11 protein-coding genes are annotated in these 14,134 nt (G+C 40.9%); 4 read left to right on the plus strand and 7 right to left on the minus strand.

Annotated features, from left to right (window positions below):
- Positions 1–163 precede the first annotated feature (163 nt).
- Positions 164–547 carry a hypothetical protein gene (locus GJV03_RS13985; RefSeq protein WP_004717594.1) on the plus strand — a complete coding sequence of 128 codons (384 nt, stop codon included), beginning with the start codon at positions 164–166 and terminating at the stop codon, positions 545–547.
- 240 nt (positions 548–787) lie between these two features.
- On the opposite strand, the gene GJV03_RS13990 is transcribed toward GJV03_RS13985, so the two are convergent.
- Positions 788–3,115, minus strand: coding sequence for a TonB-dependent receptor (locus GJV03_RS13990; protein WP_154130332.1), 2,328 nt, complete (start codon positions 3,113–3,115; stop codon positions 788–790).
- A 148-nt stretch (positions 3,116–3,263) separates the two neighbouring features.
- On the minus strand, positions 3,264–4,742 hold the full coding sequence (locus GJV03_RS13995) for a PLP-dependent aminotransferase family protein (RefSeq protein ID WP_154130333.1): 1,479 nt from the start codon (positions 4,740–4,742) through the stop codon (positions 3,264–3,266).
- 108 nt (positions 4,743–4,850) lie between these two features.
- Here GJV03_RS13995 and GJV03_RS14000 point away from each other — a divergent pair, with 108 nt between their 5' ends.
- Positions 4,851–5,306, plus strand: a complete 456-nt coding sequence (locus GJV03_RS14000; protein ID WP_004717600.1) for a GNAT family N-acetyltransferase — start codon at positions 4,851–4,853, stop codon at positions 5,304–5,306.
- A gap of 101 nt (positions 5,307–5,407) precedes the next feature.
- Here GJV03_RS14000 and GJV03_RS14005 read toward each other — a convergent pair whose 3' ends face one another.
- Positions 5,408–6,838 (minus strand): PLP-dependent aminotransferase family protein, encoded by a 1,431-nt coding sequence (locus GJV03_RS14005; protein WP_154130334.1) that lies wholly within the window; start codon positions 6,836–6,838, stop codon positions 5,408–5,410.
- A 109-nt stretch (positions 6,839–6,947) separates the two neighbouring features.
- Here GJV03_RS14005 and GJV03_RS14010 point away from each other — a divergent pair, with 109 nt between their 5' ends.
- Positions 6,948–7,730 (plus strand): aldolase, encoded by a 783-nt coding sequence (locus tag GJV03_RS14010; RefSeq protein ID WP_004717605.1) that lies wholly within the window; start codon positions 6,948–6,950, stop codon positions 7,728–7,730.
- Between the two features lie 5 nt (positions 7,731–7,735).
- Positions 7,736–8,620 (plus strand): dihydrodipicolinate synthase family protein, encoded by an 885-nt coding sequence (locus tag GJV03_RS14015; RefSeq protein WP_105713506.1) that lies wholly within the window; start codon positions 7,736–7,738, stop codon positions 8,618–8,620.
- Positions 8,621–8,837: 217 nt separating this feature from the next.
- Here GJV03_RS14015 and GJV03_RS14020 read toward each other — a convergent pair whose 3' ends face one another.
- From GJV03_RS14020 to GJV03_RS14035, 4 genes are all read right to left on the minus strand, one after another.
- On the minus strand, positions 8,838–10,031 hold the full coding sequence (locus GJV03_RS14020; RefSeq protein ID WP_154130335.1) for a hypothetical protein: 1,194 nt from the start codon (positions 10,029–10,031) through the stop codon (positions 8,838–8,840).
- Positions 10,032–10,175: 144 nt separating this feature from the next.
- Entirely contained in the window at positions 10,176–11,816 is a 1,641-nt protein-coding gene (locus GJV03_RS14025; RefSeq protein WP_056513148.1) for a thiamine pyrophosphate-binding protein, read from the minus strand.
- 38 nt (positions 11,817–11,854) lie between these two features.
- Positions 11,855–13,321: an aldehyde dehydrogenase gene (locus GJV03_RS14030; protein ID WP_004717613.1), complete on the minus strand. Its 1,467-nt coding sequence runs from the start codon at positions 13,319–13,321 to the stop codon at positions 11,855–11,857.
- Positions 13,322–13,333: 12 nt separating this feature from the next.
- Positions 13,334–14,125: an aspartate dehydrogenase gene (locus tag GJV03_RS14035; protein WP_004717614.1), complete on the minus strand. Its 792-nt coding sequence runs from the start codon at positions 14,123–14,125 to the stop codon at positions 13,334–13,336.
- Positions 14,126–14,134 lie beyond the last annotated feature (9 nt).

Consider the following 14,134-nt stretch of genomic DNA (forward strand, 5'->3'; position numbering starts at 1 on the left):
TATAATATAACAATTAATTTCATTATTTTAAAACCATCTCATTAAAAAACATCAATTTGTACCGTTATTTCACAGCAACACTTAAAAAATTTACCAATTATCACATAGACTTTTTGCAAAATTTAATTGATAATGATTATCAATTTCATTATCTGAGAAATTGGTGAACACTTTGGAACAGCCTACTTTAGCGACTGAAGCGATTCGAGCATTTTTTACCTTACAATGCTGCTGGTTAAACAGTGAAGAAATTTATCTTGAACAAGGTTGTTTGCATTGTGGTTCGGCAGCAACTTATTTAATTTATTTTACCCATGCCCCTATTCAAAAATTAATGCTTGATTTTATTCAAAAATATAACTGCCATAACAGCAAAAAATCAGACTTACTCGACTTATTAGACTTTGAACAGAATTATAATGATTTTTTACAAGTGCTTGAAAGTGCCGTAAACAGTTATGCTCGACAATATCAAAACCATGCTTGTCATTTGGCATTTGAAAGTGTTGAATCTATTTTTGAACGTGAAGCAGCCATTGCATGTTAAAAAATTGATGCTGCAATAAATCAAACTGTAATGATTAAATCGAATAGACTATTTTTAACAGCTATTTTTTAAATTAATTTTAGGGTCTGTTGACATCAATTTTTCATTCTCAATCTATCAAAATAAAAGGGGCCAACACGTTGCTTGAAGTCTTCTCAACAACAGCAACTTATTGACCCCGATAATAAATCTTAAGTTAAGACCCAACATATAAAAACTTAACCAACAAAAGTTAAGCGATTAAATTTTCATACTTATACCCAGCTGTACCCCACGCCCAGGAAGTGGTGCAATGTATTTTAATGGCGAGTTCTGTGGTCGTGCATCTTCATTTAACAAATTAGATCCATTGAGGAAAACATCAAAATTGGCATTTTGTAATTTGAAGTGTTTCTGAATTTGTAGATCCAGCAAGTTATAAGACGGCAATGGAATTTCTTTAGATACATTTTTGCCTAAATACTGAGCTTGATCATAGTAAATATTGGATAAGCGTGCTGACCAATCATTTTTATTCCATTCAAGGTTTAGCCCATAACGGTTCGTTGGCATGTTGGGTAAGTAATTTCCATCATTTGCCAAACTGGTTTTGTTTGGATTAAGGTTTTTATTTTTCACCAAGTCAGCAAAAGCAGAGATCAAAAGATTGCCATACTGATTGAGTTCAAACTTTTGTTTTAAATCAATTTCAAATCCAGTAATTTCAGCATCTGTCTGGGTCCAATATTTAAGTGGCAAGCGATTACGCATTTGTGCCCCTGAATGGGTCAAATACAAATACTTGTCATATTTCATCTTATATACAGTCGCTTCAAAATTAAAATTTTTATAATTGAACAGACCTGTTAACTCAAGATTTTTGGATTTTTCTTCTTTGAGTTTTTGGTTACCTTCTTCTTGTAACATAATTGAATAATGTGGATGGCTGGCATAAAGTTCATTAATTTCAGGCGCTCTATCTGACACTGAATAACGCAACTTTAAACCCAATAGATCATTATATTTTAGGTATGAACCGAAACTGTAGCTTTCAAGATTAAATTTTGTATCGGTGAGTTTTGTATTCGGTGAATTTCTGGATGGTACAAAATCACTTTTTTGAATTTTATGTTCAACCTTTTCGTTACGATAACCAGCATCGAGTTCTAGCCAATCAAAGTCTAATTTTTCCTTGATAAACATAGCTTGTGTTTGCGTATTGATATTCGGTAAATAACGTAAATTTCCATGCCCTACCACTTTACGATCAATCTGATTAAAGCCAATAAAACCATTCCAAAATTCAACAGGTCTATGCTTCAGTAATAATTCAGCCTGTTGGGTATCAAATTTATAGTTATTGGCCATTTTTGATCCTAAATATTCCCCTGATGTATTGACACTCTTACTCACATCAAATTGTATTTGTTTCAATAACAACGGGCTAAAATTAAACTCGCTGTCTAAGGCATATCTTCGCTGATCTGTTTTCACCCCGACTGGTATGCTGTCACTGGTAGATTGAAAAGATTTATTTTCAAGAGAAAATCCGGGTACCCCATATTCACTTTTTTTTGAATCAGCACTGAGCCCAATACGTCCATTGTTGAGAAAATAAGTGCTTCCAATCGCAAAGTGTTGATTGTCTAAATAGCTATTGCCCAGCTTGTTCTTATAGTTGGGTGTGACATCTTTATTAATTTTGTTTTCAGTATATTGCTGGGTATTGGGTACATATTTAGGGTTTACTGGATTGGTATAGGTTTTTCCACTCCAAACTGAGGTAGGTTTATCTGTATAGAAGGAAAATGAACCATCTGCCCAATCGGGATTTTCCGTCATAAATTGGTCAATATAAGGCTGTGATGCAGTGTTATAATTTTTTTGAATGCGTGCTTCTTTTTGGCAAGCATCGGCCAATGCTGTATTTACCCCACCCGTCGCTGGAAATACACCACTATTACATACGCTCGCTTTACCCTCTCCCGGAATTTTATAAGCTGACATATCTTGGCTAGAAAACAATAAATTGGTAGAAAAGTTACTTTGGTTATTGAGATTGAGTTTAAAACCTTTGGCATCAAAATCATTCCAGCCCTTTTTCGCTACAAGCTCTAATTGAGAACTTTTATTCGGCATCGCTGTATCGATTAGACCAGAATCAATATTCACACTTCCGCCAATGGCATTACCACCATAACGCACACTGTCTGAAGATTTATTGACAGTAACAGATTGAGTGAATAAAGGATCAAAAGGGATATTAATATTGCCGCTGATACTATTCATTCCATAAATAGACTGACCATTTTCCAAAATCTGCACCCGGTTTCCACTTAAACTGCGAATCACAGGCGCACCTGAATTGGGACCAAAAGCGCTGCTTTGTACCCCTGAAAGATGCTTTAAAGCATCACCTAAAGTTTTATTGTCTGCATTTCTATTTTCTACAATGATACTTTGATTGATAAATGGATCATTTTCGGCATTTACTCGAATCACTGGAAGTACAGTCAGCTGTTTATTTTCAATCGCATATGCAGGAAAGACCGGTAAAGAAATAGCGATTGCTAAAGTATGGTGACGCATCATGGATTCCGAATTGTAATTTATTGTTATGTTATAACATTACATAAACAGATGTACAACAATTATCATCAATGCGTGTACAGCTAAACCAGCTAGTGATTTATATGTAGGAAATGAAGAAATATAGAAGATGAAACAGGAAGCCGTATTAGGTCTGCTTGATCTGTTGCGCCAGCTTCTGAATATTCATGCTAATCTCATCTGGAGTATGCGCTGCATAGCCAAACAATACCGCAGCTTTTTCATAAGGCTGTTGACAGTAGCGAGATAAAGGCTGAACAGCCAGATTAATAGCAAGACACTGATCAATAAAGCTTTGCTCAGTCCATGGGGCTTTTAGCCAACAAATCACATGAATCCCTGAGTCGGTTGGCTGAACAGTCAATACATCTGCAAGAAACTGTTGAATCGCAGCAATTAATGCCTGTTGACGTTCTTGGCAAGATTTACGCACTTTACGTACATGGCGTGCATAATGCCCCTCTTTGATAAACAAAGCCAAAGCCGCTTGTTCTAAATAAGCACTCCGCGTATCGGTATAATATTTTGCCAGACTCAATGTTTCTATCAGCGATTCTGGAACCACCATAAATCCAAGTCGAAACTCAGGAAACATCATTTTAGAAAAAGTACCCGAATAGATCACTCTTTGCTGTTGGTCTAAGCCCTGTAAGGCTTGAATTGGGTGCGTTCCATATCTAAACTCACTGTTATAATCATCTTCAAAAATCCATTTTTGCTGACTCGCTGCCCATTCCAATAGGGCCAATCGTCGACTTAAACTGAGTGTTCCACCTAAAGGGAACTGATGAGAGGGTGCGGTATAGATGAATTTACTTTTGGAATAATGCTGAATAATCTCAGCAATTTTCATCCCTTCGTGATCACTTGATACAGGATGAACTTGGATGCCAAAACTCCGAAAAATATTTAAAGCGGCATCATAGCCAGGCTCATCTAAACAGATCTGATCCAAAGGTTGTAATAATGCATAAGCTGCAAGGTGAATCGCTTGTTGGGTACCATTTACAATCAAAATTTGTTGTACATCGCATTTTAGCCCCCGCGTAGAACGAACATAATCACAAATAGCCTGACGTAAAGGCAAATAGCCACGACAATCATGAAACTGACCCAATTGCTGATGAGACTGCCGCCAAGCACGTCCCAATAATTTACCCCAAAGTGAATGGGGAAATAAATCGGTACAACCAACGCCGACATGAAATATTTTTTCACCCTGCCCAGATACATTTTGTTTCTGCCAAGCAGGTAATAAATTTGCGATATGCGGATTAATATTTAGCTTGTGACAGATGTCAGATGCAGATTCTGTCGCTATCTCTTGTATAGAAATTAATTGGTCAGGAATCAGCTCTGCGACATAAGTACCAGAGCTCGGCTTAGTCACAACATAGCCTTCATCCAGTAAACGATCCATTGCAGCCAAGACTGAATTTCTAGAAATCGACATCATTTCCGCCAAGACACGACTAGAGGGCAGTTTGGTTCCAGAAGCCAGGCGACCATCCAAAATTGCATCACGTAAAACGCTATATAACCCCTCTTTAATCACCCCTTTAGGCAAGATCAAATGGGGGAAATAAGCCGATGCTGCTGTCGCCATAAGTAAAACTGGTACTGTTAAAAATACTCAAAGTGTATCTTATTTCAATACCACAATCACACTTAAACTCATTTCTCCTCTTTCTTTCCCGATGACTGGAGAATACCTGTGGAAAATTTAGTGGTTCAAATTGTGCCTGTTGCACAACAAGACTATAAACAATGGGTGGAGTATTGGCTGGCTTATCAAGACTTTTACAAAGTGGTTTTATCCAATACTGTTACGCAAACCACTTGGCAACGTTTTTTTGATGATCAAGAACCGATCTATTGTGCTGTTGCTAAACAAGCTGAGCATGTTCTCGGCTTTGTACATTACGTGATCCATCGCTCGACATGGGCCGAGACCAACTTTTGCTATCTAGAAGACTTATATGTTTCTCCACAGGCAAGAGGTCAACATGTAGGCAAGCGCCTGATTGAATATGTACAACAGCAAGCGATTGTTCAACCCTGCGCGCGCTTGTATTGGCATACTCAACAAAGCAATCAAACTGCGCAAAAACTCTATGACTGGATCGCTGAAAAACCAGGGGTCATTGAATATCGTATGGCGTTAAATTAATCCATAAAAAACCAGAAACACAATGCTTCTGGTTTTTGCTTAAACCCTTCTAAAGTCAGTTCAACAAGATTCAAAATACTTTCTAAGTTTCTTGAGCATCATCAGCTCACAAAAACCTGATACAACTTTTCAACAGTTTGACGGATTTCCAATTCGGTCAGGGCTGCAAAACCAAAACGAATATAGAAACTGTGATCGGAATGATGCCATTCCGAACCAAAATCATATTCAGAATCAATATGTAATTGTTTTAAAACCGTTAAAAACTGCTGTTGAAAAGGTAACTTAAACTTTACCCACAACGCCATGCCGCCTGCGGGTGGGGCTATTTCAACCCACTCCTCAAAAGTCTGCTGAAAAGCCCTCACAGCAAAGTCTCTACGTTGCTGATAAATCTTACGCATTTTACGGATATGCCGCTTAATTTCACCCTGCTGCATCAGTTCAGCCATTGCCAATTCAGTAATCGCATTGCCCTGTTTATCGATCAGCAAAATGTCTTGTTTCATCGCCTGAATAATTTGCACATTGGTCACCACATAACCAATTCTTAAACTGGGCGCAAACACTTTAGACAAAGAGCCGATATGAATCACTTTGTCTGCTGCCGGTAAGCTAATTAACGGCGGAATGGGGCGGCTGTCATAATGAAACTCATGGTCATAATCATCTTCAATAATATAAAAATCAAAGGCTTTAGACAGCTCTAACAGCTTTAATCTTCGATCCATAGACATCGTCACTGTCGTTGGATATTGATGATGAGGTGTGGTGTAAACCGCAGCAACAGCATGGCTGGACAAAATTTCAGTTAAATGATTGGTATCTAGACCATGCTTATCCAAACGCACGCGAATAATTTGATAATGATTAGACAGAAATGTTTCCACTGCAGGTGGGTAAGCCCATTGCTCTACCACAATAATATGACGCTGAGACTGATGTTGAGCCAGAACCCGCGCAGCTAGAAAAATCCCCATTTGACTGCCTCGAACCACACAAATGTTTTCCATAGAGGTCTGTATAAAACGCTCCATAGACAACATCTTTAATAAGGCTTGACGAAGTTCTAAACTGCCCTGCGGATCTCCATATCCCATGGTTTGATGGCGTGTTACTTGAATCAATGCATGCCGATAAGCCCGTGAAAACAATTCATACGGGATCAGCCGATTATCTGGCACACCATCATTTTTGATCAGGACCTGAGTTGGTAAAACGGGTGTGGAATTAGGTTGATCAAGTGTAGACGATGACTGCGCTTTTAAGTCCGGTAAATTCTCAGAGACAAAGGTGCCTTGCCTAGCTTTTGAAACCAGCCAACCCTGTGCCTCCAAATCTTCATATACCGATTGTACGGTTTTTCGGTTAATCCCGAGTTCATCCGCCAGTGTACGTGAACCTGGCAAGCGTGTTGCCTGAGTAATTCTGCCAGATAAAATCTCTTGAATAATCTGATTTGCCAACTTTAAAAAGAGGGTCTTTTCTTCACGATCTTCTAAATGTAGCCGAATTTTCCAAGGCTGACGCATAACTCTCTGGCCCATATAAGTTTTAGAAACTGGATATTTTAATCCATCCACAGAATTTTTATTCTGTACTTAGGCGATGTGAAAATCAACTCAGCGAGAGGTTTTATTTATGCAAACGGCACAACTAGATAAACAGCAATTGATGCAAAATGCGCAGCAAAATATGCAGCAATTTATTCAAGATTCAAACTACACAGATCGACAAAAGTTGGCATTAACCTGCCGTATTTTATTTGACCACGGCCATGATGCTGGCTTAGCGGGACAAATCACTTGTCGTACCACGCAAGGCAATAGCTTTATCACCCAGCGTTTTGGTCTCGGCTTTGATGAAATTACCGCGCAAAACTTATTGGAAGTTGATGAAGATCTAAAGCCACTTGATCAACAAGGCATGGCAAATCCTGCAAATCGCTTTCATACATGGATTTATAAACAACATCCTGAAGTGAATTGCATTATCCATACCCATCCAACACATATTGCAGCGTTGTCGATGCTCCGTGTGCCCTTAGCGATCGCACAAATGGATACCTGCGCTTTATATGAAGACTGTTCTTTTGTGGAAGAGTGGCCGGGAGTCCCCGTCGGCAATGAAGAAGGTATTTTTATTTCAGAAGCCTTAGGTAAAAACCGCGCTGTACTGCTGTCACATCATGGTCAGCTGGTGGCAGGTAAAACCATTGAAGAGGCTTGCAACTTAGCCATTTTAATTGAACGCGCTGCCCGACTTCAGCTTTTGGCAATGGCTGCTGGACAAATTCAACCGATCCCACATGAACTGGCAAAAGAAGCTCATGACTGGGTCTCTACCAACAAGCGTAATAATGTCAATTTTGCCTACTATGCGCGTAAAGCTTTAAAAAATCATGCGGACTGTATCGAGGAGTAATGAAAATGAAATTAGAAGGCATTATTGCATACCCAATCACACCATTTCACCCAGACACACAAACTGTCGATGTGGATGCACTGACCATCACATTAAATGCTCTGCTGGAACAACAATGTAATGCGATTGTGCCATTGGGCAGTGCTGGTGAAAGTGCTTATTTATCTTGGCAAGAATGGCAACAAGTCGCACAAAAAAGTATCGAAGTCGTTAATCACCGTGTCCCGGTCATGTTGGGAATTTCTGAACTCACAACGGCGATGGCAATTCAAAAAGCCCAAAAAGCCGAGGAGCTTGGCGCTGATCTAATTATGGTGATCCCAGTATCTTACTGGAAACTCAATGATCAAGAAATCTATGATTATTATCAGCAAATTGCCGCATCGACCAAACTGCCGATCATGGTCTATAACAACCCAGCAACCAGTGGCGTAGATATGTCACCAGAATTGATCGTGAAAATGTTTCAAGAAATTGAGAATATTTGCATGGTTAAAGACAGTACGGGTGATATTCAGCGCATGCATAAATTTCATGAATTATCTCAAGGACAGTTGCCCTTTTATAATGGCTGTAATCCTTTAGCGCTTGAGGCATTTTGTGCAGGGGCAAGTGGTTGGTGTACTGTGGCGCCAAATCTACTCGGTCAGCTACCAAGTCAGTTATATCAGGCAGTCAAAGATGGTGATTTAGACCACGCCAAAGCCTTGTTTTATCGTCAATTGCCTTTGTTGCGCTTTATTGTACAAGGCGGCCTACCGAAAACAGTCAAAGCAGGTTTAAATGAATTAGGTTTTTCTGTAGGTGAACCAAGAAAGCCATTACAACATGCCACCCCACTGGAAGTTCAGCAATTGAAGTCGTTGATGGCCTTAGCAAAACAAGCGTAACCGATCGTCGTATGCGCTTGTGAAGTTATAAAATTGATCCGATAAACATGCTTTGTTGCATACATAGCCGATCCGCTGCTTTGACAGATTCTCATTTGACAAATACTCAAATAATAAGTAAATGTCATCCAGCGGAGTTTAAATCTAAGTGCAACAAAGCGGTTATTGCCACAGTAAATATCGGCATAACAAACAAATCAATTCCCAAATCAGCTTTCTAAAAACTAAATCCAAGGTTTAAATTGATACGATACAACCATTGGTCACTATAGGGTGAAACGGTCGAGCTAAAACCGGTTGAATTCATTGCACCACCAATAATATTGGCATTTTTCCCCCAAGTATAATCTGCCCACACCATAAAGGGTGACGCAATAAACATCATCCCAGTGGTATTCATTTGAGAATCCGACCAATCATCACGTTTCTTATCCATATAACTATAATCATTGTAGAAACGGATCGCTTTGAGTTTGCCCATATTTTGCATAGGTAAGGTATAGGCAAGATTTAAACTGGCAACTGTCGCTTCAGAGGCAATAAAATAAGCAGGGGTAAATCCATTATTCCCCATTAAAGTCATATCATTATTGACCCCGTCAGGGTTCTTTGCATCATATTGATAATAAATCACAGAGCTTTGTAAATTAAAGCGTTTGTAATTGTTATCGCTATGCACACCCACTGCGTAATATTGGCCATTTTTATCGGTGGTTTTATTATGCAATTGCGCAATTGCCCCCGATACCCCGACTTCCTGCTTACCCACCTTGGTGTCTAACTTGCGCACAATCCGCGTATTGAATTGATGGCGCTTTTCATTTTGATAAGCTTTTTGACTTGGAAATGCATTGTCGGCTAGGTCATCATAAGTGGCAATTTCGGGCGAATAGCGCAGATTGGTTGCCAGCATTTCTGGGTAATAGCCCAGTTTTACATCCCAGTCCTGATTATGAAAATTCCAGTTCAAACCTGGCGCAATGTTATTGCCATAGCCCAAAAAGAATGGGATATGGTAAGTCCAACCATTTTGCGGATAAGGATAAATCGCAAAAGGTTTATATACAAAGCCGGCTTCTAAACTATTCTGTTGATCTAAATTATAGCCCACGTAGGCTTTTTCGATCGAGCGTTTCTCTTGGTCTTGAAACAAGTAGCTTGCATTAAAATAGGCATCGTCAAATTTACCTTTGACATCGACTCTAAAAATATCAAAATAGAGTTTGCCAAAGCCATCATTAGGTCCTTCCCAATTTTCATAGCGTTGGTTTAATCGCACCACGCCACCCAATTTTATAGAGTCCGTCTCATCTTCACTTTTCCATTCTAATGCTGAGCTTTGCGCCAAAACATTGGATGTGGTACCCAAATACAATGCTGCAAGTAGTATCGCGATAGCTGTCTTTTTCATAATTGCTTCCTTCCCTTGTGTTCCAACGATCCTGTTGGACTTTTGTTTTACCTATAAAACATAGTTTTTATTGTATTTTGAGCAAAAAAATTTGCTGGTGAATTTACTGAACATCCGATGCCAACATCGAATGTTCAACTGGGTTTAATAGAGTTTTTTCTGCGGCGGTCCTGCAAAGTTCAGTGGTCCAATCGAATTCATATCCAATTCGATCACACTTGGCCCTTGAAAATCGACTGCTTGTTGAATCACGCTTTTAAACTCATCTGCACTGCCCACTTTCCAGCTTTTCACTCCCATTGCTTCCCCTAAGACTTTATAATCTGGGGTATGCAATTCGTTGAAATATTGACGCCCACCAAAGTAATTCTTTTGAATACCACGCATTACGCCATAACCGCCATCGTTCATGATCATCAGCACCATGTTGGTATTTTCTTGTGCCATGGTGGCAATCTCACCGATACCGAGCATCAAACCACCATCGCCCACGAGACCAATCACTTTTTTATCTGGATTGGCAATAGAAGCGCCAATTGCCGTGGCTAAACCAAGACCAATTGCCCCAGCAAGTGAGTGAATATTTTGATTCGGTGCTTGTACTGGAAATAGTCGGCTGCCCCAAGTACTGCCTGACATGGTAATGTCACGTACAAAGATACCGTCTTGTGGCAGTGCCGCACGTAAGTGATCACAGATCAGTGCATATTGATCCAGCTGAGTACGCAGTGCCTCAATAGCGGACTGTTTTGCTGCAACAACCGCTGCATCATAATCTGCATCAACTTTTGAGATACCGCTTAGCCCTGTGAGCACACGTTGTAATACATCTTTGGCATCAGCACAAATGAAGTTACGAACTTTATAATTACGTTGCTGCGCCACTGGATTGGCATCAATCTGAATCAGATTATCAGGGAACTGTACCGAATAGGTTTTGGTTTCATTGCTGCGTAAACGCGAGCCCACCACCACCAATAAGTCAGCCTGTTTTAACAGTTGCTCAACCCCTGCTGAGTTATGGAATGCACCTAAACTGCGTGGATGCTCATCTGCTAACACACCACGGGCATGGGTCGAAGAAACAACAGGAATCCCAAGATCTGCAATGGCTTTCACCTCATCAACACTATTTAACGTGCCACCACCAATCCAAAAGATGGGGCGTTTGGCTTTTTTAACTTCTTCAACAATTAAATCAATTTCAACTTGCTCAGCCTGCGGTAATTCAAGCGCTTTGACAGGACCTAAATTCAATGGCAAGTCAATTTCTGCAGCTTGCACATCAATCGGGAGCTCAACGCTTACAGGCCCCATCGGTACTGTGGTTGCAACACGAATTGCTTCACGAATTACACCCACTGCATTGTCTGGGCTGGTAATACGAAATGCAGCTTTGCTTGAAGCACGTAAGAAGGTCAGTTGATCTTTGGTTTCATGGATAAAGCTAGCATCACGATCAAGATATTCACGTTCAACTTGCCCAGTTAAATGCAACACAGGACTCCCAGCATTCATCGCTTCAATCAATGAACCTACTGCATTGCCTGCCCCTGCACCGGTACTGGTCAAAGCAACCCCTAAACCTTTAAAGCGTGAGTGACCATCTGCCATCGTGACTGCACCTGCTTCGCCACGCGCTGCCACAAAACGAATTTTTTCACGACGCCCTACGGCATCTGCAATTGGTAGGTTATGAATTGAAATCACCCCATAGATACTTTCCACTTGGTGTGCTTCTAAAACACGCGCGATTGCTTCGCCTACATTTACACGTTCTGTCATTGTTTATTCCTCGAAAACTTTTTCATTCCATGAATTTATTATTCACACCAAGGATTTGGCTGTTCGCTTAATCCCATATAAATACTTTTTTGCTGCATATAAGACAAAATACCTAAACGCCCTTTTTCACGCCCGATACCACTTTCTTTAAAGCCACCAAACGGTGCCGAAATAGAGAATTTTTTATAGGTATTAATCCAGACTGTACCGACTTCCAAAGCACGTGCAATTTGCCAAGCTTTACGGTAGTTTTCAGTCCAGATTCCTGCTGCAAGCCCAAAACAACTGTCGTTGGCTTGGGTGATTAAATCAGCTTCATCGTGATACTTCATCACCACCAAGACCGGACCAAAAATCTCTTCTTGACAGGTTTGTGCAGTATTATTTAAGCCCGTGATGATGGTCGGTAAGTAATAACTTCCTTTCGCCAAATCACCATCCGTCAGCGCTTGACCACCCACTACAACTTGACCACCTTCTTGCTTGGCCAATTGCACATAGGCATCGACAGAAGCCAAATGCTTTGGATTAATTAAAGAGCCCAAATGTACACCCGCTGTTTCTGGATGTCCCACTCGTAATGCTTTGGTAATTTCAACCAAACGCTTAAGGAACTGATCGTAAATACTGTGATGCACGAAGAGTCGTGAACCTGCAATACAGGCTTGTCCTGCGGAACTAAAGATCCCATAAGCCACACCTTTAGCAGCCAATTCAATATCTGCATCAGGCATAACAATCGTAGGGGATTTTCCACCAAGCTCTAATGAGGTGGTAATCAATTTATCTGCGGCAAGATGAGCCAAATGACGCCCTGTAGTGGTTCCGCCAGTAAATGAAATTTTGCGGACCAAAGGATGCTTTACGATGGCATCACCAATTACAGAACCACGCCCCACTAAAACACTGAGTAAGCCTTTTGGCAGTCCTGCTTGTTCAAAGATTTTGGCGAGTTCCAAGGCAATTAAAGACGTTGCCTCTGCCGGTTTAAGAATCACCGCATTTCCAGCAGCAATCGCAGGGGCAAGTTTTTGAACTTCACTGGCAATCGGTGAATTCCACGGTGTAATCGCGGCCACCACACCGACAGGTTCATGCACACTCATGGTCATAAAGTCAGCCGCACGTTGTGTGGTGAGTTCATCATTCAGCGTTTCACATGCTGCGGCAACATAGCGTGCTGTCGCGGCTGCACTCATCACTAAACCACGTGTTTCAGCCAGTGGCTTACCATTATCACGGGTTTGTAATTTTGCAAGCTCATCTACACGCGCTTCAATAATCTCTGCCACTTTATACAAAATACGCGCACGTTCATGTGGCATGCTATTGCGCCAGCCTGCTTGTCGCCATGCCAAATCTGCTTTTTCAATTGCTTCATTGACATCATCTAAACTCGCTGTAGAAATTTCAGCATTTACAGATTGATCTGCTGGAAACAGACTTTGAATCGTATTGCCTTTACCTAATCGCCATTCACCTGCGATATAAATTTCCTTTACCATGATCAAATCCTTTTAAATCTGAATTGCTTCAACGCTATTGCGACATGCACGAATCACGCTAAGCGCAGCCAAAGTTGAGGTTTTGGGATTGCTTGCCAAAGGCACACCCACCAATTCAATGGTCATTTCACCAAACACGCCTTCTGCCACAATGGTGTGCTTGTTCTTATTGGTTTTTGGATCAACCGTAAGCTCAACCATGGTTTCATCCATGCCTAAACCTGCGAGTGCTATGGTTGCTGCAACATTGGCATTGGCTGGAAACTTCAGTGCTGCTTCTCTGGCTGTACCACGAAAAAAAACCATAGCTTCACTGACCTGATCGAGATCAACCAATTGTTCAGCATAACTGCCACGCCAACTCTTGGGACTTTTACAGCCTTTATAGGTGACCTTTTCCAAACCACCTTCTTTTGCCGCAGAGATACCATCGATCCCCGCAATCGCACCCGCTAAAAGATGTAGATGGGCATCGTGTTGTTCCGCAGTCTGTTTCAGTTGAGAGAAAAATTCGCTATCGGCTAAGGTTCCCACTGAAATCAGACCAATGGTCCAACCTTTCTCTAACACCTTTTGGGCATGTTCTTTTACCGCCGCTTGGCCTGCAACTTCGATTACATAATCAGGCGTGCCAAGGCATTGATCAATCGAACTAATTACCTGTACCTGAGCGGATACTTGTGCCTGTACTTTTTCAACACTGCGTGCAGGCACCACAATCCATTTAAGCTGTAAATCTTGTGGCATATGTGCGTACACTTCTGCTGCCATTGCACCGAAACCAATCATCATCAACTGTTTCATGGGCACACC

The sequence above is a fragment of the Acinetobacter sp. RIT698 genome (assembly GCF_009668065.1).
Lineage (GTDB): Bacteria > Pseudomonadota > Gammaproteobacteria > Pseudomonadales > Moraxellaceae > Acinetobacter > Acinetobacter guillouiae.